The 20,656-nt window shown below is 70.3% G+C and carries 18 protein-coding genes; 6 read left to right on the forward strand and 12 right to left on the reverse strand.

From position 1 onward, the window contains the following. The 8 genes from ASF45_RS18380 to ASF45_RS18415 form a co-directional block, all read right to left on the reverse strand. Positions 1-321 (reverse strand): tripartite tricarboxylate transporter substrate binding protein (locus ASF45_RS18380; RefSeq protein WP_255357801.1); only part of this gene is annotated, 321 nt, incomplete at its 3' end. A gap of 84 nt (positions 322-405) precedes the next feature. After that, positions 406-1,665: a phenylacetate--CoA ligase family protein gene (locus tag ASF45_RS18385; RefSeq protein ID WP_056665811.1), complete on the reverse strand. Its 1,260-nt coding sequence runs from the start codon at positions 1,663-1,665 to the stop codon at positions 406-408. Between the two features lie 23 nt (positions 1,666-1,688). Then, a complete protein-coding gene (locus ASF45_RS18390; RefSeq protein WP_056665813.1) occupies positions 1,689-2,516 on the reverse strand; it encodes an ABC transporter ATP-binding protein in 828 nt (275 codons plus the stop codon). Between the two features lie 4 nt (positions 2,517-2,520). Next, positions 2,521-3,828, reverse strand: coding sequence for an ABC transporter substrate-binding protein (locus tag ASF45_RS18395; protein WP_056665816.1), 1,308 nt, complete (start codon positions 3,826-3,828; stop codon positions 2,521-2,523). A gap of 29 nt (positions 3,829-3,857) precedes the next feature. Next, on the reverse strand, positions 3,858-4,919 hold the full coding sequence (locus ASF45_RS18400) for a branched-chain amino acid ABC transporter permease (RefSeq protein ID WP_056665819.1): 1,062 nt from the start codon (positions 4,917-4,919) through the stop codon (positions 3,858-3,860). A 3-nt stretch (positions 4,920-4,922) separates the two neighbouring features. Then, complete coding sequence (locus ASF45_RS18405; protein WP_056665822.1) at positions 4,923-5,852, reverse strand: branched-chain amino acid ABC transporter permease; 930 nt, start codon at positions 5,850-5,852, stop codon at positions 4,923-4,925. A gap of 9 nt (positions 5,853-5,861) precedes the next feature. Next, a complete protein-coding gene (locus tag ASF45_RS18410) occupies positions 5,862-6,686 on the reverse strand; it encodes an ABC transporter ATP-binding protein (protein WP_056665825.1) in 825 nt (274 codons plus the stop codon). Positions 6,687-6,700: 14 nt separating this feature from the next. After that, positions 6,701-8,647, reverse strand: a complete 1,947-nt coding sequence (locus ASF45_RS18415; RefSeq protein ID WP_056665829.1) for a long-chain fatty acid--CoA ligase — start codon at positions 8,645-8,647, stop codon at positions 6,701-6,703. Positions 8,648-8,748: 101 nt separating this feature from the next. Here ASF45_RS18415 and ASF45_RS18420 point away from each other — a divergent pair, with 101 nt between their 5' ends. Genes ASF45_RS18420 through ASF45_RS18430 form a run of 3 tightly spaced genes read left to right on the forward strand, consistent with a single transcriptional unit; the run spans position 8,749 to position 10,582 of the window. Beyond that, positions 8,749-9,492, forward strand: a complete 744-nt coding sequence (locus ASF45_RS18420) for a Crp/Fnr family transcriptional regulator (RefSeq protein ID WP_056665832.1) — start codon at positions 8,749-8,751, stop codon at positions 9,490-9,492. 59 nt (positions 9,493-9,551) lie between these two features. After that, positions 9,552-9,989, forward strand: coding sequence for a FecR domain-containing protein (locus tag ASF45_RS18425; RefSeq protein ID WP_056665835.1), 438 nt, complete (start codon positions 9,552-9,554; stop codon positions 9,987-9,989). Continuing rightward, positions 9,989-10,582 carry an OmpA family protein gene (locus ASF45_RS18430; RefSeq protein ID WP_200932176.1) on the forward strand — a complete coding sequence of 198 codons (594 nt, stop codon included), beginning with the start codon at positions 9,989-9,991 and terminating at the stop codon, positions 10,580-10,582. Before ASF45_RS18425 ends, ASF45_RS18430 begins: the two co-directional genes overlap by 1 nt. Here ASF45_RS18430 and ASF45_RS18435 read toward each other — a convergent pair whose 3' ends face one another. Genes ASF45_RS18435 through ASF45_RS18445 form a run of 3 tightly spaced genes read right to left on the reverse strand, consistent with a single transcriptional unit; the run spans position 10,583 to position 16,460 of the window. Beyond that, positions 10,583-12,706, reverse strand: coding sequence for a CHASE2 domain-containing protein (locus ASF45_RS18435; RefSeq protein ID WP_056665841.1), 2,124 nt, complete (start codon positions 12,704-12,706; stop codon positions 10,583-10,585). Continuing rightward, positions 12,703-13,098 carry a response regulator gene (locus ASF45_RS18440; protein WP_056665844.1) on the reverse strand — a complete coding sequence of 132 codons (396 nt, stop codon included), beginning with the start codon at positions 13,096-13,098 and terminating at the stop codon, positions 12,703-12,705. Before ASF45_RS18440 ends, ASF45_RS18435 begins: the two co-directional genes overlap by 4 nt. Beyond that, entirely contained in the window at positions 13,095-16,460 is a 3,366-nt protein-coding gene (locus ASF45_RS18445; RefSeq protein ID WP_162244030.1) for a PAS domain S-box protein, read from the reverse strand. Before ASF45_RS18445 ends, ASF45_RS18440 begins: the two co-directional genes overlap by 4 nt. Before the next feature lie 91 nt (positions 16,461-16,551). Between ASF45_RS18445 and ASF45_RS18450 the strand changes: the two genes are divergently transcribed. Continuing rightward, entirely contained in the window at positions 16,552-17,286 is a 735-nt protein-coding gene (locus ASF45_RS18450; RefSeq protein WP_056665849.1) for a response regulator, read from the forward strand. A 25-nt stretch (positions 17,287-17,311) separates the two neighbouring features. Here the strand turns inward: ASF45_RS18450 and ASF45_RS18455 are convergent, their stop codons facing one another. Then, a complete protein-coding gene (locus tag ASF45_RS18455; RefSeq protein WP_369802144.1) occupies positions 17,312-18,670 on the reverse strand; it encodes a hypothetical protein in 1,359 nt (452 codons plus the stop codon). 103 nt (positions 18,671-18,773) lie between these two features. On the opposite strand from ASF45_RS18455, the gene ASF45_RS18460 reads away from it, so the two are divergent. Next, positions 18,774-19,712 (forward strand): LysR family transcriptional regulator, encoded by a 939-nt coding sequence (locus ASF45_RS18460; RefSeq protein WP_056665853.1) that lies wholly within the window; start codon positions 18,774-18,776, stop codon positions 19,710-19,712. Next, the gene (locus ASF45_RS18465) at positions 19,709-20,656 is read left to right on the forward strand and encodes a tripartite tricarboxylate transporter substrate binding protein (protein WP_056665857.1); all 948 of its coding nucleotides are present in this window, start codon (positions 19,709-19,711) and stop codon (positions 20,654-20,656) included. Before ASF45_RS18460 ends, ASF45_RS18465 begins: the two co-directional genes overlap by 4 nt.

The raw sequence follows: 20,656 nt of genomic DNA on the forward strand, positions 1-20,656 counted from the left end.
GTTGTAGGACAGCTTGCGGTACAGCACGGGCGTGGTGGCCATGCCCACGTGCGTGACGAGCAGCGTGTAGCCGTCGTTCTTGGCGCGCGCCACCTTGGTCGTGCCGATGGTGCTGCCGGCGCCGCCCAGGTTCTCGATGATGACGGGGTTGTTGCCGAGCTGGCGCTGCATGGCCTCGGCCAGGTCGCGCGCGACGCGGTCGGTCGGGCCGCCGGCCGCGAACGGCACGACCATGGTGATGGGCTTGCCGCCCGGGAAATCCTGGGCCTGCGCACCCACGGCGGCCAGCGACAGGGCTGCAACCGTCAACATCTTGTTCATCTCGACTCCTGGTACCTAAGTGACAACGGCGCGCATGGTAGCCCCGCACATCGTGTAGGGAAATTCAGACAAGTACCAGTGTCGTCAACGGTAGCTGCGCTGGTCGTCGATGAGCTTGCCGTCGTCCGGCAAACTGCCGGCGGCACACCACTGCACGTCGCCGCGTAGCTTGGTCAGCTCGCGGATCGTCTCGGCCACACGGGCCTGCAACGCCTCGCTGGGCGCCGCGCACTCGGCGCGCAGCGCCATCGCGTCGCTGGCCATCTCGCCGCTGACGACCAGGCGCACGCGGCCCAATTCGGGAAAACGGCGCACGATCTCCTGCACCTGGCTGGGGTGCACGAACATGCCGCGCACCTTGGTGGTCTGGTCGGCCCGCCCCATCCAACCCCTGATGCGCGTGTTGGTGCGGCCCGTGGGGCAGCGGCCCGGCAACACGGCCGACAGGTCGCCCGTGCCGAAGCGGATCAGCGGGTAGTCGGCATCGAAGCTCGTCACCACGACCTCGCCGACCTCACCCTCGGCCAGCGGCATGCCGTCGGGGCCAACGATTTCAACGATGACCTGCTCGTCCAGCACCAGGCCTTCGCGCGCCGGCGTCTCGTAGGCAACCAGCCCGATGTCGGCCGTCGCATAGCACTGGTAAGCCGCGATGCCCCGGTCCTGGAACCAATCGCGCAGCGATGGCGGGCAGGCCTCGCCGCTGACCAGGGCCTTGGAGATCGACAGCGGCCGGCCCGCGGCCTTCTCCAGCGCGATCTTCAGGAAGCTGGGCGTGCCGCAGTAACCGTGCGGACGTAGGTCGGCCATGGCCTGCAGCTGCATCTCGGTGTTGCCCACGCCGCCGGGGAACACCGTGCAACCCAGCGCCAGCGCGCCCTCTTCCATCATCGCGCCGGCAGGGGTCAGGTGGTAGCTGAAGCTGTTGTGCACGAGTTCGCCTTCGCGAAAGCCCGCTGCGTACATGGCGCGCGACATGCGCCAGCTGTCTTCGTCCGCGCCCTGCGGCTCGTACAGCGGGCCGGGCGACTGGAACACGCGCTTGGCGCGCCGCGCCAGGTGCAGGCCGTTCCAGCCACTGGCCGCGAAGCCACCGAAGGGGTCGCCGCCGGCCGCGCGTGCCGCCTGCTGACGCGCCAGCAGGTCGTGCTTGCGCAGCACCGGCAGGCTGGCCAGCGCGGCACGGCTGTTGACCGCGGCGGGGTCCACCTGCGCCAGCCGCTCGGCCTGGGCCGGGCTGTGCGCCTTGGCATGGGCCACGAGGCCTGGCAGGGCCGCCATCAGCGCGGCTTCGCGCTCGGCGGGGTCGCGCGTCTCGCGCGCATCGAGGGTGGCGGCGTGCATGCTGCTGTCGATCTCGGATGGGTTCAGGCGAGCCAGCGCTTGCGGCGCTTGTAGCTCTTGACGTCACGGAAGCTCTTGCGGCCCTCGCCGCCGGTGCCCAGGTAGAACTCCTTGACGTCCTCGTTCTCGCGCAGCGCGCTGGCCGCGCCGTCCATGACCACACGGCCGCTCTCCAGGATGTAGCCGAAGTCGGCGTAGCGCAGTGCCATGTTGGTGTTCTGCTCGGCCAGCAGGAAGGTCACGCGCTCCTTGGCGTTGAGGTCCTTCACGATCTCGAAGACCTCCTCGACGATCTGCGGCGCCAGGCCCATGGACGGCTCGTCGAGCAGCACCATCTTCGGGTTGGCCATCAGCGCGCGGCCGATCGCGCACATCTGCTGCTCGCCGCCCGAGGTGTAGGCCGCCTGGCTGGTGCGGCGGGTCTTGAGCCGCGGGAAGTAGTTGTAGACCTTCTCCAGCGTCTGCTCGACCGCGGCCTTGCCGTCGCGGCGCGTATAGGCGCCGGTCATGAGGTTGTCCTCGATGGTCAGGTGGGCGAAGCAGTGCCGCCCCTCCATGACCTGGATCACGCCACGGTCCACCAACTGCGCGGGCGTCAGGTTCTCGATGCGCTCGCCGCGCAGCGCGATCGAGCCCTTGGTCACCGCGCCGCGCTCGGCGTGCAGCAGGTTGGAGACCGCCCGCAGCGTGGTGGTCTTGCCGGCGCCATTGGCACCCAGCAGGGCCACGATGCTGCCCTCGTCCACGCGCAGCGAGACGCCCTTGAGCACCAGGATCACATGGTTGTAGATGACCTCGATGCCATTCACATCGAGGAACTCGCGGCGCTCGGCCGAGGGCTGCACGGTCATGGCCTTACGAGCAGGAACGGGGGGTGATCTTCTTGTCGGCCGCGTACTTGGCCGCCAGTTCCTTGACCATCGGGTCGATCAGGCTCTTGTCGGACTGGTACCAGTCGGAGGTGATGTTCCACTTGCCGCCGTCCCACTGCACGATGCGTGCCCAATCGGTGCCCATGTGGTCGGTGCAGGAGGTCTTGACCGGCCGCATGATCTCGCCGAAACCCAGCGCCTTGAGCTTGTCGGCCGTGAGGTCCAGGTTCTCCATGCCCCACTTGACCTGCTCGGGCGTCATGACCTTGCCCTTGCCGAACTTCTCCTGCGCGGCGCGGATGGCCTCGACCTGCAGCATCGAGATCATCATGCCGCGCGTGTGCGCCATGGAACTCGCGTCGGCCACGCTGCTTGCCGTGCCCTGGCCCTTGTCGTAGACGTGGGTCTTCAAATCGGCGTGCACCTTGTCCTTGGCCGCGCTGTTGTGGATGGTGATGGCGTTGTAGCCCTTGGCGCCGGCACCGATGTCCTTCACGTCGTGGTCCGAGCCGGCCCACCAGATGGCGTAGATCTTCTCGCGCGCAAAGCCGGTGGCCTGCGCTTCGCGCACGGCGGCGGGCGTCATCACGCCGGCCGACCACAGCAGCACGTAGTCGGGCCGCTGCTGGCGGATCTGCAGCCAGACGGATTTCTGCTCGACGCCGGGCGGCGTGACCGGGAACAGCGACAGCTCGAAGCCATCCTTCGCGGCGCGCTTTTGCAGCAGCGGGATCGGCTCCTTGCCATAGGGCGAGTCGTGGTAGACCAGCGCGATCTTCTTGCCCTTGAGGTTGCCCTTCTCCTTCTTGAGAATGTCCTGCACCATGACGTCGGCGGCGGTCCAGTAGGTGCCCAGCAGCGGGAAGTTCCACTCGAACACCGTGCCGTCGACGGACTGCGACAGGCCATAGCCCATGGTGACCACGCTGCGCTTGTCGGCAAAGGCCTTGTCGGTCACGGCGAAGGTGATGCCGGTGGACTGCGTGTCGAAGCCGGAGGCACCGCCGCCCTTGTTCTTCAGGCGCTCATAGCACTCCACGCCCTTGGCGGCGTCGTAGGCGGTCTCGCACTCCTCGAACGTGAGCTTGACGCCGTTGACGCCACCGTCGCGTGCGTTGACCAGCTTCAGGTAGTCCTGCTTGCCATCGGCCCATGGAATGCCCAGCGGCGCGAACTGGCCCGTGCGGTAGACCAGCAGCGGCACGAACTGCTCGGCCTGGGCATGGGCACCGGGCACGGCCAGCATGGACAGGCTGGCTGCAGCAACGGCTGCAAGGGTTTTCAGCTTCATGGGATGTCTCCTGGGGGTGGGTGAGGAAATCAGTGAGGGAAGGGCCACAGGCGCAGCTTCTCGCGTGCCGTGAGCCACAGGCGCGCCAGGCCGTGCGGCTCGACGATCAGGAAGAAGACGATCAGCGCGCCGAAGATCATGTGCTCCAGGTGCGAGGCCGTGGCGGTGGACAGCGGCAGGCCCAGCCAGTGCGGCACGTAGTTCAGCAGCAGCGGCAGCAGCACCATGAAAGCCGCGCCGAAGAAGGCACCCGAGATGGAGCCCAGACCGCCGATGATGACCATGAACAGCAGCTGGAAGGAGCGGTCGATGCTGAAGGCCGCGGGCTCCCAGGAGCCCAGGTGCACGAAGCCCCACAGCGCGCCGGCCACGCCGACGATGAAGGAGCTGACCGCGAAGGCCGACAGCTTGGCGTACACCGGGCGGATGCCGATCACGGCGGCCGCCACGTCCATGTCGCGGATCGCCATCCACTGGCGGCCGATGGCGCCGCGCACGAGGTTCTTGGCCAGCAGCGCGAACACGCAGACGATGCCCAGGCACAGCAAATACTTCTGCGCCGGCGTCTCGACCGGCACGCCAAAAAAGGAGAGCGCGCCCACGCTGACCGAGCCCGAGGGCGAGTCGTTGGTGACCCACTTCACGCGGTTGGTGAACCAGTCGGTGAAGAACTGCGCCGCCAGCGTCGCCACCGCCAGGTACAGCCCGCGGATGCGCAGGCTGGGAATGCCGAACAGCACGCCGAACACCGTGGCCGCGAGCCCCCCGCCGATCAGCGACAGCAGCAGCGGCAGGTCGAAGCGCACCTGCAGGTTGTAGGCCGCGTAGGCGCCGATGGCCATGAAGGCGCCCGTGCCCAGCGAGATCTGGCCGCAGTAGCCGACCAGGATGTTCAGCCCCAGCGCCGCCAGCGCGAGGATCAGGAACGGGATCAGCACGGCACGGAAGAAGTAGTCGCTGGCCAGCATGGGCACGGCGACGAAGGCGACTGCCAGCAGCGCGTAGATGGCGATGCGGTCCTGCAGGACCGGGAAGATCTGCAGGTCCGTGCGGTAGGTCTGCTTGAACTGGCCGTTTTCTCTGTACAGCATTGCTTAGACCCGATCAATGATTTTGTCGCCGAACAGGCCCTGTGGCCGCACCAGCAGGAAGCCCAGGGCCAGTACGTAGGCGAACCAGTTCTCGATGCCACCGCCCAGCATGGGGCCGATGTAGATCTCCGAGAGCTTCTCGCCCGCGCCGATGATGAGGCCACCGACGATGGCGCCCGGCACCGAGGTCAGCCCGCCCAGGATCACCACCGGCAGCGCCTTCAGCGCGACCAGCGAGATCGAGAACTGCACGCCGAGCTTGGAGCCCCAGATGATCCCGGCCACCAGTGCGACGATGCCGCCGATGGTCCAGACGATGACCCAGATGCGCGACAGCGGGATGCCGATGGACTGCGCGGCCTGGTGGTCGTCGGCCACGGCGCGCAGCGCGCGGCCGGTCGGCGTCTTCTGGAAGAACAGCGTGAGGCCGATGACCAGCAGGGCTGAGATCAGCGCGGCGTAGAGGTCTTCCTTGCTCAGGAGCAGGCCGCCGTCGAAGGTGCCTTCGAGCACCATCATCGGGTCCTTGGGCATGCCCACGTCGATCTTGTAGGTGGCGCTGCCGAACAGCAGCTGGCCCGCGCCGTCGATGAAGTAGGCGATGCCCAGCGTGGCCATCAGCAGCGCGATCGGCTCCTGGCCGACCAGCTGGCGCAGCGCGAGCCGTTCGATGAGCCAGGCCAGCACGGCCATCAGCACGATGGCCGCGATCAGCGCCAGCACGTTGGCCAGCAGCAGGCTCTCGAAGCCCAGCCACTTGGGCAACCACTCCGAGAAGCGCGCCATGGCCAGCGCCGCGAACAGCACCATGGCGCCCTGCGCGAAGTTGAAGACGCCCGAGGCCTTGAAGATCAGCACGAAGCCCAGCGCGACCAGCGCGTAGAGCATGCCGGCCATGAGGCCGCCAAACAGTGTCTCTAGAAAAAATCCCATCACGCGCTTTCAGTGGGTGGTGCCGAGGTAGGCGCGGATCACGTCTTCGTTGGCGCGCACGGCATCCGGCGTGCCGTCGCCGATCTTCTTGCCGTAGTCGAGCACGACCACGCGGTCCGAGATGTCCATGACCACGCCCATGTCGTGCTCGATCAGCACGACGGTGGTGCCGAACTCGTCGTTGACGTCGAGGATGAAGCGGCACATGTCCTGCTTCTCCTCCACGTTCATGCCGGCCATGGGCTCGTCGAGCAGCAGCACCTGCGGCTCCATGGCCAGCGCGCGGCCCAGGTCCACGCGCTTTTGCAGGCCGTAGGGCAGGCGGCCCACGGGCGTCTTGCGGAAGGGCTGGATCTCCAGGAAGTCGATGATGCGTTCGACCTTCTCGCGGTGCGCGATCTCCTCGCGCTCGGCCGGACCCCAGCGCAGCGCCTGCAGGAAGAGGTTGCTCTTCATGCGCAGGTTGCGGCCGGTCATGATGTTGTCCAGCACGCTCATGCCCTTGAACAGGGCCAGGTTCTGGAAGGTGCGCGCCACGCCCATCTCGGCCACCTGGCGCGAGTTCATGTGCTTGAAGGTGTTGCCGCGGAAGGTGATCGAACCCTCCTGCGGCGCGTAGACGCCGTTGATGCAGTTGAGCATGGAGCTCTTGCCGGCACCGTTGGGGCCGATGATGGCGCGGATCTCGTGCTCGCGCACGTCGAAGCTGATGTCGGTCAGCGCCTTCACGCCGCCGAAGCGCAGGCTGATGTTGCGCACCTCCAGGATCACCTCGCCGATCTTGCGGCCGGTGGCGGGGGCCTGCGACGAGGGGGGGAGCTGGGTGTCGGTCATATTCGGGTCGTACATCATGCGGCCTTGCGTACGGCGGGGAAGGTCTTGGCATCGCCCATGCGCAGCGTGGCGCTCACGCTGCCGGTGCGGCCGTCCTCGAACTTGACCTGGGTCTCGATGAACTGCTCGGCCTTGCCGCCGTACAGCGCGTCGACCAGCACCGCGTACTTCTCGGCGATGAAGCCGCGGCGGACCTTGTTGGTGCGCGTGAGTTCGTTGTCGTCGGCGTCGAGTTCCTTGTGCAGCACGAGGAAGCGGCTGGCCTGGCTGCCGGCCAGCATGGCGTCCTGCGCGAGGTCGGCGTTGACCTTCTCCACACATTCGCGCATGAGTTCGTAGACCTCGGGCTTTTGCGCCAGGTCGGTGTAGCCCGCATACGGCAGGTTGCGCCGCTCGGCCCAGTTGCCCACCGCCTCGAAGTCGATGTTGAGCATCACGGCGACACTGGCGCGGCCGTCGCCATAGGCCACGGCCTCCTTGATGTAGGGGAAGAACTTGAGCTTGTTCTCCACGTACTTGGGCGCGAACATGGCGCCGTCGTTGGCGCCGCCGGCGATGCGGCCCACGTCCTTCACGCGGTCGATGATCTTGAGCTGGCCGCTGGCGTCCAGGAAGCCGGCGTCGCTGGTGTGGTACCAGCCGTCGGCCGTCAGCACCTCGTCGGTGGCCTTCTGGTTCTTGTAGTAGCCCTTGAGCAGGCCGGCCGAACGCACCAGGATCTCGCCGTTGTCGGCCACCTTGATCTCCACGCCCTCGATCGGCACGCCCACGGTGTCGGCGCGCACGGCGTTGTCGGGCTGCAGGCAGACGAACACCGCAGTCTCGGTCGAGCCGTACAGCTGCTTCAAGTTGATGCCGATGGCGCGGTAGAAGGTGAACAGGTCGGGGCCGATGGCTTCGCCCGCGGTGTAGGCCACCCGCACGCGCGAGAAGCCCAGCGTGTTGCGCAGCGGACCGTAGACGCACAGGTTGCCCAGCGCATAGAGCAGGCGGTCCGCGAGGGAGACCGGCTTGCCGTCCATACGCGCCGGGCCGACGCGGCGCGCCACGTCCATGAAGCGGTGGAACATCGTGCGCTTGATGCGGCCGGCGTCTTCCATGCGGATCATGACGCTGGTCAGGAGGCCCTCGAACACGCGCGGCGGCGCGAAGTAGTAGGTCGGGCCGATTTCCTTGAGGTCGATGCTGACCGTGGCCGCCGACTCGGGGCAGTTGACGGTGTAGCCGCAGGCCAGCCACTGCGAATAGCTGAAGATGTTCTGGCCGATCCAGGCCGGCGGCAGGTAGGCCAGCACGTCCTCGTCGGCCGTCAGTTTGTCGAAGTCGGCGCCGGCCCTGGCACGGTTGAGCAGGCTGCGGTGGGTGTGGACCACGCCCTTGGGGTTGCCCGTGGTGCCCGAGGTGAAGAACATGGCGCCCACGTCGTCGGGCCGGCCCTCGGCCACCCGGGCTTGGAAGAAGCCGCTGTCCTGCGCGGCGCGGGCCTGGCCCAGTTCCAGCAATTCCGTGAGGCCGGCCAGGCCGCTCTCGCTGTAGTTGCGCAGGCCGCGCGGGTCGTCGTACCAGATGCGCGCCAGCGCCGGGTACTGGCCGCGCACCTCCAGCATCTTGTCGACCTGCTCCTGGTCTTCCACCACGCACATGCGCACTTCGGCGTTGGACAACGGGAACACGCATTCGGCAGCGACGGCGTCCTGGTACAGCGGCACGGGGATCGCGCCCAGCGCCTGCGCGGCCAGCATGCAGGCGTACAACCGGGGCCGGTTGGCGCCCACCACGGCCAGGTGCTCGCCGCGCTGCAGACCGGCCAGCTGCAGGCCGCAGGCGGCGTGCTCGACCATGGTGGCCAGCTCGCGCCAGGTCAGCGTCTGCCAGATGCCGTATTCCTTCTCACGCATGGCAGGAGCGCCCGGCCGTTCGGCGGCATGCTTGAGCAGCAGTTGGGGAAAGGTGGTGTCCATGACGCTCCTAAGTTCGGCTCCGGCAGGCGCAGCCATGCAGAAGTGGCCGCATCGTAGGCGGGACTTTGACGCCATGATGTCGGCTCAACGACAATCCTAGGGTGACCCCTCCCCCGGAATTACCCGAAGCCTCGCCGCTGCACCAGCGCCGCCGTCCGCCCACGGTACGCGAACTCGATGGCATTCCCTGGCTGGCCGAACTCACGCCGCCCGAGCGCGCCGCGGTGCTGCCCGAGATCACGGCCGTCAACGCGCGGCCAGGCGACCATGTCTGCCGCATTGGCCGGCCGGTGACCTACTGGTTCGGCGTGATCGAGGGCCTGCTCAAGATGAGCTCGGAGACCGCGCTCGGCCAGACCATGACCTTCGCCGGCCTGCCCTCGGGCGGCTGGTTCGGCGAGGGCACGGCCCTGAAGCGCGAACCCTACCGCTACAACGTGCAGGCGCTGCGCGCCAGCGTGGTGGCCGGCATCCCGGTGGACAGCTTCCACTGGCTGCTGGACCACTCGATCGGCTTCAACCGCTTCGTCATGAACCAGCTCAACGAGCGGCTGGGCCAGTTCATCGCCGCGCGCGAGATCGACCGCCTGGCCGACCCCGACGTGCGCGTGGCGCGCAATCTGGCCGCGCTGTTCAACCCCGTGCTCTACCCGGGCGTGGGCCAGGTGCTGCGCATCACCCAGCAGGAGCTGGCCTACCTCGTGGGCCTGTCGCGCCAGCGCGTGAACGAGGCCCTGGCCACGCTGCAGAAGGACGGGCTGATCCGCACCGAGTATGGCGGCCTGCGTGTGCTGGACCTGGAGCGCCTGCGCACCGAGGTGCCGGGCAGCACCGCTGTCACCTGAAACCGCAGGTGTATCGTTATGTTGTCTCCGAACCACTCCGCGCGTCGCACAGGCTCCCCATGAAACAGCTTCTTCTTCTCTTCGGTGCCACGCTGGCGCTGGCCGCCAGCAGCGCGATGGCACAGGCCGCCGGCTATGTGAAGACCACGCGTGGCCAGGCCAGCATCGTCTCGGCCGGCAAGACCGTGCCCGCCCAGGCCGGCATGGCGCTCGCGGTCGGCGACATGGTGCGCACCGGCGCGGACGGCAGCCTGGGCATCACGCTCAAGGACAACACCATGCTGTCCTTCGGACCGTCGACCAGCTTCACGCTGGAAGACTTCCTGTTCGCGCCGGCCGAGGGCAGTCTGCAGCTGGGCGGCAGCATCGCCGCCGGCAGCCTGCAGTACGTGTCGGGCGCCATCGCCAGGCTCAAGCCCGAGGCCGTCCGGATCAAGACACCGACCGGCATCATCGGCGTGCGCGGCACGCGCTTCGTCGCGGTGGTGCAGCCATGATGCGGCGCGGTTCCGCCCTGCTCGCCGCCCTGCTGCTGGCCGGCTGCGCGACGCCGCCGGCACCGCCGCGGGCCTACGTCGCACTGCTGGAGAACGCCGACGGCAGCACCGGCCGCGTGATCTACAGCAGCCCCACCGGGGCGGCCGAGCTGAAGGGGCCGCGCCAGGCCGTGGCGCTGGACGGTCCGGCCACGGTGTTCAGCGTGAGCCCCGAGCAGCTGCAGCGCGACGCCGGTGCGGCCATGGCGGCCCAGCCGCGCGCGCCGCGCGTGTTCTTGCTGTACTTCGACGTGGGCAATGCACAGATCACGGCGGCCTCCCAGGCGCTGCTGGCCGACATCCTGGCCGACGTGAAGAGCCGCCCGACCGCCGATGTGTCCATCATCGGCCACACCGACACCGTGGGCAGCGCCGAGCAGAACGCCGCGCTGGCACTGCGCCGGGCCGAACAGGTCGGCCAGCTGCTCAAGGACGCCATCGCCGCGGCCCAGCATGTGGAGATCACCTCGCACGGCGAGACCAACCTGCTGGTGCCCACGCCGGACGAGGCGGCCGAGCCGCGCAACCGGCGCGTCGAGGTCACAGTGCGCTGATCACTTCCCGTCGAGCACGATGAGGTCGCCGCGCCCGCCGCTGCGCAGGCGCTCCAGGTGCATGCGCACGAGTGCATCGTCCGGCTGCTGCAGGGCCAGCGCCTCGAACAGCCCCAACGCCTCGGGCGCCCCATCCTCCAGCGCAGCATAGGCCTGCCGATAGGCCGCCAGGGCCGCCGGGTCCACCGGGCCCGGCAAGCCGTCGTTCAGCGGCTGGAACACGCGCAGCGGCCGGGTCTTGCCCTTGGGCAGCAGGCGTGCCACCGGCCGCACCTGCGCCCCGGTGCAGCCCGCAAGCGTGGCCTCGGACACGCAGACGCGCGTGCCCAGGTACTTGTTGGCGCCTTCGAGCCGCGAGGCGGTGTTCACCGCATCGCCCAGGGCGCGGTAGTCGAACATGGTGCGGCCGCCGAAGTTGCCGATGATGACGTCACCGCTGTGCACGCCGATGCGCGTGTGCCCCAGCGGGCGGCCCTGCGCATAGACGTGGGCGAAGCGCTGCATCTCCAGCGCACAGTCGTAGGCGCGCTGGCGGTGGTCGTGCTGGTCCAGCGGGGCCGAGAACATGATGGCCAGCGCATCGCCGATGATGCGGTCCAGCGTGCCCTGGTGGCGGAACACGATGGCGATCATGCCGTCCAGGTAGCCGTTGAGCAGGCCCACGGCGTCGGCCGGGTCGATGCGCTCCATGAGCCCCGTGAAGCCGGCCAGGTCGGTGAAGATGAAGCTGCATTCGCGCCGCTCTCCCGACAACGCCAGTTGCTCGGGGTGCCGCACGATATGCGCGACCAGGTTAGGCGAGACGTAGCGCGAGAAGGCACGCGCCAGCCAGCGCCGGCGCTGCTCGCTGGCCTGGTAGCGCACCACGCTGGGCACGAGGAAGGCGGCCAGCACACCGAGCGCCGGCGTCAGCGGGTCGACCAGCAGGCGCTGGGCCGAGAAGGCCCACCAGCCCAGGCCCGCGAACAGGCCCAGCACCGCGAGCAGCGCCGCCACCGACGGCAGCGGCCCGCGCCGCAGCGCCAGCGCGCCGACCAGCAGGCCGCCCAGCAGCAGCGCCAGCGCCTCCAGGGCCTCCATCTCGGCGGGCCGCTGCAGCAGCGTGCCGGACAGCATCTGCTCCAGCGCCTGCGCATGCACCTCCACGCCCGGCACCACGCTGGCCAGCGGCGTGAAGCGCAGGTCCTGCAGGCCCTGGGCCGAGCTGCCCACCAGCAGCAGGCGGCCTCGCAGCGCCGACCCATCGAACTGGCCCTGCAGCAGCTGCCAGGCCGGGATGCGGCGCGCCCGTTCGCCACGGCCGAAGTGCAGCCAGAGCTCGCCGTCGGCCGTGACCGGCAGCGCATGGCGGCCCACCCGCACCTCGCGCAGGCCACCGGCGGGACCGCCGTCGGCGCGCAGCAGGATGTTGTGCTGGCCCTGGGCCACGCGCAGCATCTCCACCGACAGCGAGGGCAGCAGCCGCTCGCCCGTGCGCAGCACCAGCGGCACGCGGCGCAGCACGCCGTCGCCATCGGGCAGGAAGGACAGTGCACCCAGCCCGGTCGCCGCCTGCGCCAGCAGCGGCAGCGGCGCCACCACGCTGCCGCCCTGCGGCACGTAGGCCAGCGCCGGCACGCCCAGCTGCACGTAGCGTGCGCGCTCGGGCAGTTCGGCCGCGGTGCCATCGGGCCGCAACGAAAAGCCCAGCACCGCAGGGGCACCGGTCAGGCTGGCGGCGAAGCGGGCATCCGGGTCGGGCAGGGCCAGCACCGCGGCACGCGCGGCGGCCGGCAGCGCGGCCAGCTGCGGCAGGGCCCGCGGCGCGCTGCGGTCGGGCTCTGCGAACACGGCGTCGAAGCCGACCACTGCGGCGCCGCCGGCGCGGGCGCGGTCGACCAGCTCGGCCATGCGCGTGCGGGGCCAGGGCCATTGGCCCAGCCGCGCCAGGCTCTCCTCGTCCACGTCGACGATGCGCACGCCCATGTCCTGCGCCACGCGCGGCTGCCAGCGCTGGTACTGGTCGAACACCGCATGGCGCATGGCGCGCAGCCAGGCCGGATCGGCCAGCACCACGGCCAGGGCCAAGGCCAGCGTCGCGCCCAGCACGGCCAACTGGCCGGCCATCCGCCAACGACGGTTCATGCGCTGCCGCCGGCCAACAGGCCGCGGATGCAGTCCAGCAGCACGGCCCGCTGGAACGGCTTGGTCACGACCGCGCTGGCGCCAGCCTGCAGCGCGCGCGCATGGTCCTCGGTGTCCGCGCGCGCGGTCAGCAGCAGCACCGGTAGCGCCCTGTAGCGGGCCTCGGCGCGCAGCATGCGCAGCAGCGTCTCGCCGTCGAGCTCGGGCATCATCGCGTCGGTCAGCAGCAGGTCGGGTGTGTGCGCCTGCAGCGCAGCCAGGGCCGCCCGCCCATCCGCCACCACGCTGACGCGGTAGCCCTCCAGCCGCAGCAGGCGCTCCAGGTTGGCGCGGATCTCCGGCTCGTCCTCGGCCACCAGGATGCTGGCGCCGGTCGCTGGCGCCGCACTCACAGCAGCACCCGGAAACAGCTGCCCCGTCCGGCTTCGCTCAGCACCTCGATGCTGCCGCCATGGGCCTCCACCGCCTTCTTGGCGATCGCCAGGCCCAGGCCGGTGCCCGGGATCGCGCCCACGTTGCTGGCGCGGTGGAAGGTCTCGAACAGGTGCGCCTGCTCGGCCAGCGGAATGCCGATGCCGTGGTCACTGACCTCGAACACGCGGCGCGCGCCGTCGTCGCTGACCCGCAGGCAGACCTGGCCGCCCTGGGGCGAGTACTTGACGGCGTTGGACAGCAGGTTGCCCAGCACATGGCGCAGCAGGCGTTCGTCGAACTGGCCTTCGGGCCGGGCGCTGCAGTAGGCAACGACGATGTCGCCGGCGCGCTCGGGGTACTGGCTGCGCACCTCCTCGGCGCAGTGGCGGCACAGCGCGGCCAGGTCCAGGGGCTGCGGCCGGCAGTCCAGCATCTGGGCATCGGCCCGGCCGATCAGCAGCATGCGGTCCAGCATGGCGGTCATGCGCTGCACGCCGGAGACGATGCCCTGCAGCACCTCCTGCTGCTCCTCCACCGGCATGCGCTCGCCGTAGTGCGCGACGAGTTCGGCCGAGGACAGGATGGTGGCCAGCGGCGTGCGGAATTCGTGGCTGGTCATGGCCACGAAGCGCGAGCGCAGCACGTTGAGTTCCTGCTGGCGCACCAGCGCGGCGCGGATGTCGTCCTCGGCGCGCTTGCGGTCGGTGATGTCCAGGAAGGTCCAGATCGCACCGGCCTCGGGGTTCTTGCCGAACACGCAGCGCCCGGCCAGCTGCACCCAGATGCGCTCGCCGTTCTTGCGCACCATCTGGCGCTCGCTGGTGTAATGGCCGTCGCGGCGCAGGTGCTCGGCCGTCAAGGCGCCCTCGCGCTGGTAGCTCTCCTCGTCAGGGTACAGCATGCGCGAGGGCTGGCCGCTCAGCTCCTCGCGGCTGTAGCCCATGATCTCCAGGAACTTGTCGTTGACCCAGCGGATGTGCCGGTTCACGTTGAAAGCGATGCCGACCAGCACGCTGGCGAAGATGGCCTCGCGCTCGGACAGGGTGCGCTGCAGCGCCACCTCGAGCTCCTTGCGCTCGGTCACGTCCATCACGGTCCAGACCGTGCCGCGCGTGGCATCGCTGGAGCTGACGGCCGTGCCCGTGACGGAGGCCCAGAACAGCGCGCCGTCGCGCCGGCGCAGCTGCAGCTCGGCCTCGTAGGGCTGCTGCGCGGCCATGCGCGCGTCGATCGCGGCGCTGGTGCGGGCATGGTCGTCGGGCGTGGGAAACAGGGAGTCGAACGCCACCTCGCCCCAGTTCGGCGCGCTGCGCAGCGCGCGGTCGGTGCGGAAGATGCGGCCCATGGCACGGTTGGCCCAGCGCAGCTGGCGGTCCTGCGTCAGGAAGGCAATGCCCACGCGCGAGTTCTCCAGGATGGTCTCGCGCTCGGCCAGCGTCTCGCGCAACCGCGCCTCCAGCGCCTTGCGCCGACTCACGTCGGAGAAGAAGCCGAGCGAGGCGCTCTTGCCCTCCCAGGGCACCTGGGTCACGCCGATCTCGATCCAGGTGGTGCTGCCGTCCGCATGCTGCAGGCGCAGTTCGTAGCGGTCGGGCACGGGCTCGCCGGCCACGCGCTGGCGCTGGCGTTCGGCGACCATGGCGCGGTCTTGCGGGTGCACGGGCTCGACGAAGCTCTGGCCCAGCAGTTCGCGGCGCGTTCGGCGCGCGATCTGCAGCGCACGCTCGTTGACGAAGACGAAGCGCTCGTCCTGCACCACGACCATGCCCTCGCCCACATGCTCGACGACGGCGCGGTAGCGCTCTTCGGAACGGTGCAGCGCCTCCAGCATCATCTTGCGGTCGGTGATGTCGGTGAAGAAGGTCAGCGTGGCGCGCTGGCCCGACCAGGGCACGATGGTGGTGCCCATCTCGATCCAGCGCTGGGCGCCGTCGCCGTCCAGCAGGCGCACCTCGTAGCGGCTCTCCACGGGCTCGCCGGCCAGTCGGCGCTGACGCCGGTCCACCACCATGGCGCGGTCGTCCGGGTGCAGCAGCTGCAGGTAGCCGCGCGCATCGAGCTCGGCGCGCGTCATGCGCAGGATCTCCAGCGCGCGCAGGTTCACGAACACCGGCCTGTCGGTCTCGATCACCACCATCGTGCCTTCGCCCGCATGCTCGACCACGGCCCGCATGCGCTGCTCGGACACACGGATTTCCTCCGTCATGGCCTTGTGCTCGGTGATGTCGGTGAAGAAAATCAGCGCCGCGGGCGCGCCGCCCCAGGGCACGACGGCCACGCCGATGGCGATCCAGCGCACCACGCCGCCGGGCAGCAGCAAGCGCAGCTCGTAATGGTCGGGCGGGCTGCCACCCGCCAGGCGCTGGCGCTGGCGCTCCAGCACCATGGCCTGGTCCTCGGGGTGCACGCGCGTGAGAAAGCCGATCTGCTGCATCTGCGCCAGCGGCATGTCGACGATCTGTGCGGCACGCGGGTTGGCGTAGACGATCTTCTCGTCCTGGACCACGACCATGCCCTCGCTGAGGTGCTCGAGCACGGCGCGAAAGCGCTCCTCCGAGGCCAACAACGCAGCGCGCGTGGCCTTGGCCTCGGTGATGTCGGAGAAGAACACCATGGTGGCGGGCTCGCCGCCCCACGGCACGACGGTGGCGTGCACGTCCAGCCAGCGCAGCTCGCCATCCGGCAACAGCCGGCGCAGCTCGTAGCGGTGCTCGGCCCGGTCGCCGCGCTGGCGCGCCTGCTGGCGCACGGCAGCCAGGCCACGGTCGTCCGGGTGCAGCCACTGCAGGTAGTCGGCCCCCTCCACATCGGTGGCCTGCAGCCGCATGACGGCCAGCGCACGCGCGTTCCAGAACGCCACGCGGCCATGCTGGATCACGGCCATGCCCTGGCCCAGGTGTTCCACCAGCGCGCGGTAGCGCGCCTCGGACTGGCGCAGTGCGCGTTGGGTGGACTGGCGCTCGGACACGTCGCGCAGGAACAGCCCGGCCACGCCCTCGCCCGGCAGCGAGAACACCGACAGCTCCAGCGTGATGGCCCAGCCATCGCGGCGCAGCACGTCGAGTTCGAGCAGCCCATCCAGGCCGCGCATTTCGCCCGAGCGCAGGTAGGCCTGCAGGCCGCTGGCATGCAGCTCGTCGGCATGCAAAGGCACCAACAGCGCGGCCAATGGCTGGCCCAGGGCCTCGCTGCGCGGCCAGCCGAGCAGGCGTTCGGCGGCGGGATTGCACTCGACCACGCGGCCTGCCACATCGGTGGCGAGCACGCCATCGCGCGCATGCGCGATGAGCTGCGCGGCGAAGCCGGCGGCGGCGGATGGGGCGGCGGAATCGGCGCGCATGGTGGACACAGGGCCGTTCTGGGGCGGCCCAGCATAGCGCATGCCGAGCCTACAATCCGCCCCGTCCCATCCCCGTCAAGGAGACCCGCAGATGGAGCCGCTGGACAGCGCCAACCGGCCGCGGCTGCTGGTGGTCGACGACGAAGCCGCGCTGCGCGACGTGCTCGCGCGCTACTTCGTCCACAACAATTTCGACGTGCGCACGGCCGCCGACGCGGGCCAGGCCCGCGCCTTGATCGCCGCCGCGGTGCCCGACCTGGTGCTGGTGGACGTGAACATGCCGGGCGAGAGCGGCCTGTCGCTGGCGCGCTGGCTGCGCGAGACCCATCCGCGCGTGGGCCTGGTCATGCTGACCGGCGCGGCCGATCCGGTGGACCGCATCGTGGGCCTGGAGGTCGGCGCCGACGACTACGTGACCAAGCCCTTCGAGACGCGCGAGCTGCTGGCGCGGCTGCGCAACCTGCTGCGCCGGCTCACGTCCGGCCCCACGGCAGCACCGGCCCCCAACCCGCGGCGCGCGCGCTTCGGCCTGTGCGAACTCGATCTCGATGCGCGCCGGCTGCTGCGCTGCGACGACGGCAGCGAAGTGCCGTTGTCGGCCACCGAGTTCGACCTGCTGGCGCTGTTCGCGCGGCATCCGAACCGGCCGCTGAACCGCGACCAGATCATGAGCCACGGCCACAACCGCAGCTGGGACGCACTGGACCGCTCGATCGACCTGCGCGTGATGCGGCTGCGCCGCAAGATCGAGCCCAACCCGGACAAGCCCCGCGTGCTCAAGACCGTGCGCAGCGTGGGCTACATGTACGTGCCCGACGGAGAGTGACCCGGGTCACTTTCGTCGAGGCCCTCTACGGGCGATCCCGCGGCACCACGCGCGTGTCCAGCGCCGCTGGCATGTAGTCGGGCACAAAGGTGCAGCCGGCACCGAACTGCGCCTCGAAGCCGGGGCATTGCTGCGCGATCTCGGCCGGCGTGGGCTTGGCGCCCTGCTCCACCCAGCGCAGCAGCGCGGCCAGCAGCGCGGGATACGTCGGATCGCTGATGTAGCTGTGCGTGCCCTCGCGCGTGAAGGTCTGTACCAGGCGCGCGCCGCTGCCGCCGTTCTCCATGGTCTGGCGGAAGTAGGCGTCCAGTTCGACGAAGGCGGTCGGGTCGCTGATCCACTTGGTGCTCATCACCGGCACCGGGATGCGACCGGTGGGGTCGGTGTCGGCCGCGAAGCGCTGCACGGCCGCGGGGTCGGCGCGGTAGCGCGCCACGCCGGCGTTCAGCGCCGCATCGTCGGCCGAACCACTGTAGACCGCGCCGGTGTTGCCGAAGGGGCTGGCGCCGCCCATGCGCTTGGCCACCACGTCCTGGAAGTGGAAGGTGCCCCAGTTCAGGTGCGACTGGATGGCGCTGGCCGGGATGCGGACTACGCGGGAGATGGTGTCGACCTTGGCCTGCTGCGCGGGGGTGCGCTGCGCGGCTGGCAGGTTCAGGCCCAGGCACTCGGCCGTGCGCGCATTGAGGTCCGCCTGCGTCATCGTCACGCCGGCCGGCAGGCCGATGTTGAGCGGGTACTGCGCCTCGCTGGGCCGCGGATGGTTGTTGCACAGGTACTGGTAGACCACGCGCAGGTCGGTGCGGAAGTCGTAGGAGCGCGTGCCGCCGGCCAGCACGCCGCTGGTCAGCAGCACGGCGTCGTAGGGCTGGCTGCCCACGGTCTCGGCCGTGAACATCTCGGCCGCCTTGGCCGCCACGCCCGCGCCCCAGGACTGGCCGTGCAGGATGGTGCGCTGCGGCCGCGCCACGTGCTCGCGGAAGATGCGGCGCAGGCGTTCGGTGTCCTCGGCCGCGGCGCGCACCTCCACGCCGCCCTGGCGGAAGGTCGAGCCGGCCCAGGCATAGCCGGCCTTGACCATGATGGCCCAGCGGGTGAGGTCTTCGGTGGCGCGCTCCATGGTGGGCGCGTCCAGGCTGGGGCCGCCGTGCGCGTGCAGCACGAGATGGCCATTCCAGTCCTGCGGCATGGCGATCAGGTAGTGGGCCCCGGCCGAATCCTGGCCCTGCAGGCAGCGCGCGCTGGCCGGCACGGCCGACGGGCAGGTGGCGGCCTGCGGCGCCGCTTCGTCGGGGCCGTCGTCGCCGCCGCAGGCGCCGAGCAGCAGGCCACTGGCCAGCAGGACGCCCAGGCGGACGAGCGGATGGAACGCGTGAGTGGGCAATGCCATGGTGTCTCCAATGTGTTGTCGCAAGCCGGCGCGATCCTAGGCATCGCCCGCGCAGATGGCAAAGACCCGATCCGTCTCCTGTCGATATGATGAAGATATGGATCTGCGCCAGCTCCGCTACTTCCTGGCCGTGGCCCGGGCCGGCCACATCACGCGCGCGGCCGAGGAGCTGGGCATGCAGCAGCCTCCGCTGAGCCAGCAGATCAAGGCACTGGAGACCGAGCTGGGCATGCCGCTGTTCCAGCGCCATCCGCGCGGCGTGCGCCTGACCGATGCCGGCCAGCGCCTGCAGGACGAGGCCGGCCGCCTGCTGGCCGATTTCGATGCCATGCGCGCGCGCATGCTGTCGCTCAGCGACGGGCGGCATGGCCCGCTGTCGGTCGGCTTCACGAGTTCGGCCGCCGCCCATGCCTTCACGCCCGAGACGCTCCGCGCCTGCCGCAGCCGCTACCCGGGTATCGAGCTGACCGTGCACGAGAACAATGCCGCCGAGATCACCGAGGCCGTGGCCGCCGCGCGGTTGCACTGCGGCTTCCTGCGCGTGCCGGTGTCCGCGCCGCCCGGCGTGGTGCTGCAGCAGCTGCTCAGCGAACCGGCGGTGCTGGCCGTGCCGCGCGGCCATGCACTGGCCCGTACGGCGGCCTGCGCGGCGCTGCACGACCTGCAGGACCAGCCGCTGGTGCTGGTGCGGCGGCCCGGCGCACCGGGGCTGTACGCCAACCTGCTGGCGCTGTGCGCGCAGCAGGGCGTGCGCGTGCGCATCGCCGCCGAGGTCGAGCGCATGATGACCAACCTGAACCTGGTCGCGGCCGGCGCCGGCATCTCGGTGGTGCCGGCATCCATGCGCGGCGTGCACGCGCACGCCGTCGTCTACCGCGCGCTGGAACCCGCGGCCGGGCTCGACGCACCCCTGACCCTGGCCTGGCGCGAGGCCGACCGCGGCGGGCCCACGGCCACCTTCGTCGCGCTGGTGCAGCGGCTGGCCGCCGCGCACCGCCGCAAGGCGCAGCGCAGCCTGGACCGGGCGCCCGCATGACCGCGCGCCGCAAGCTGCTGCTGGGCACCGCCGCCGCGCTGTGCGCACCGGCCCTCGCCAGCACACCCTGGCCCAGCCGGCCACTGCGCCTGCTGGTGGCCTACGCGACCGGCGGCGTCAGCGACGACATCACGCGCGTGCTGGCCGAGCGCATGGCCCAGCGCATCGGCGTGCCGGTGGTGGTGGAGAACCGCGCCGGTGCCGGCGGCGCCCTGGCCATGGCTGCGCTGGCGCGGGCGCCGGCCGATGGCCACACGCTGTGCTTCTCGGCCATCACGCCGCTCACGGTGGCGCCGCTGCTGGGCCCGGTGCGCTACGACGCCCAGCGCGACATCGCACCCGTGGCCGGTGTGATGTCCACGCCGGTGCTGGTGGTGGCCACGCCGGCGCTGGCCGCGCGCGATCTACCCGAGGCCCTGGCGCGCGCCGGCACCAGCGGCCTGCGCTGGGCCAGTTCGGGCCTGGGCACCACCGGCCACCTGGTCATGGAGCAGGTGCGCCGCGCCAGCGGCGTGGCCATCACCCATGTGCCCTACAAGGGCGGCAGCCAGCAGATCAGCGACGCCCTGGGCGGTCAGTTCGAGCTGCTCTCCACCAACGTCGGCACGGTGCAGCTGGGCCATGTGCGCAAGGGGCGGCTGCAGGCACTCGCGGTCGGCGCCCCGGCGCGCGTGCCCGTGCTGCCCGCGGTGCAGACCCTGGCCGAGGCCGGCTTCCCCGGCGCCAACCTGTGGTCGCTGTTTGGCCTGTTCGCACCGGGCGACACGCCCACCGACCTGCGCGAGCAGATCAACACCGAGGTCAACGCCGTGCTGTCCGAGCCGGCGATGCAGCAGCGGCTCGTGGCCGTGAACAACCTGCCGCTGCTGGACAGCCCGCGTGGCTTCGCGCAGCGCATCGCGCAGGAGGCGGCGGTGCACCGGGAGCTGTTGCAGCAGCGTTGA

This window comes from Pseudorhodoferax sp. Leaf265 (genome assembly GCF_001422365.1).
Taxonomy (GTDB): Bacteria; Pseudomonadota; Gammaproteobacteria; order Burkholderiales; family Burkholderiaceae_C; genus Pseudorhodoferax.

Excerpts from the sequence above, each read along its gene's own strand:
- ASF45_RS18425 (WP_056665835.1), top strand. The coding sequence starts at position 9,552 with ATGAAACAGCTTCTTCTTCTCTTCGGTGCCACGCTGGCGCTGGCCGCC.
- ASF45_RS18460 (WP_056665853.1), top strand. The coding sequence starts at position 18,774 with ATGGATCTGCGCCAGCTCCGCTACTTCCTGGCCGTGGCCCGGGCCGGC.
- ASF45_RS18390 (WP_056665813.1), bottom strand. The coding sequence starts at position 2,516 with ATGACCGTGCAGCCCTCGGCCGAGCGCCGCGAGTTCCTCGATGTGAAT.
- ASF45_RS18410 (WP_056665825.1), bottom strand. The coding sequence starts at position 6,686 with ATGACCGACACCCAGCTCCCCCCCTCGTCGCAGGCCCCCGCCACCGGC.
- ASF45_RS18435 (WP_056665841.1), bottom strand. The coding sequence starts at position 12,706 with ATGAACCGTCGTTGGCGGATGGCCGGCCAGTTGGCCGTGCTGGGCGCG.
- ASF45_RS18450 (WP_056665849.1), top strand. The coding sequence starts at position 16,552 with ATGGAGCCGCTGGACAGCGCCAACCGGCCGCGGCTGCTGGTGGTCGAC.
- ASF45_RS18395 (WP_056665816.1), bottom strand. The coding sequence starts at position 3,828 with ATGAAGCTGAAAACCCTTGCAGCCGTTGCTGCAGCCAGCCTGTCCATG.
- ASF45_RS18385 (WP_056665811.1), bottom strand. The coding sequence starts at position 1,665 with ATGCACGCCGCCACCCTCGATGCGCGCGAGACGCGCGACCCCGCCGAG.
- ASF45_RS18400 (WP_056665819.1), bottom strand. The coding sequence starts at position 4,919 with ATGCTGTACAGAGAAAACGGCCAGTTCAAGCAGACCTACCGCACGGAC.
- ASF45_RS18415 (WP_056665829.1), bottom strand. The coding sequence starts at position 8,647 with ATGGACACCACCTTTCCCCAACTGCTGCTCAAGCATGCCGCCGAACGG.
- ASF45_RS18430 (WP_200932176.1), top strand. The coding sequence starts at position 9,989 with ATGCGGCGCGGTTCCGCCCTGCTCGCCGCCCTGCTGCTGGCCGGCTGC.
- ASF45_RS18445 (WP_162244030.1), bottom strand. The coding sequence starts at position 16,460 with ATGCGCGCCGATTCCGCCGCCCCATCCGCCGCCGCCGGCTTCGCCGCG.
- ASF45_RS18405 (WP_056665822.1), bottom strand. The coding sequence starts at position 5,852 with ATGGGATTTTTTCTAGAGACACTGTTTGGCGGCCTCATGGCCGGCATG.
- ASF45_RS18465 (WP_056665857.1), top strand. The coding sequence starts at position 19,709 with ATGACCGCGCGCCGCAAGCTGCTGCTGGGCACCGCCGCCGCGCTGTGC.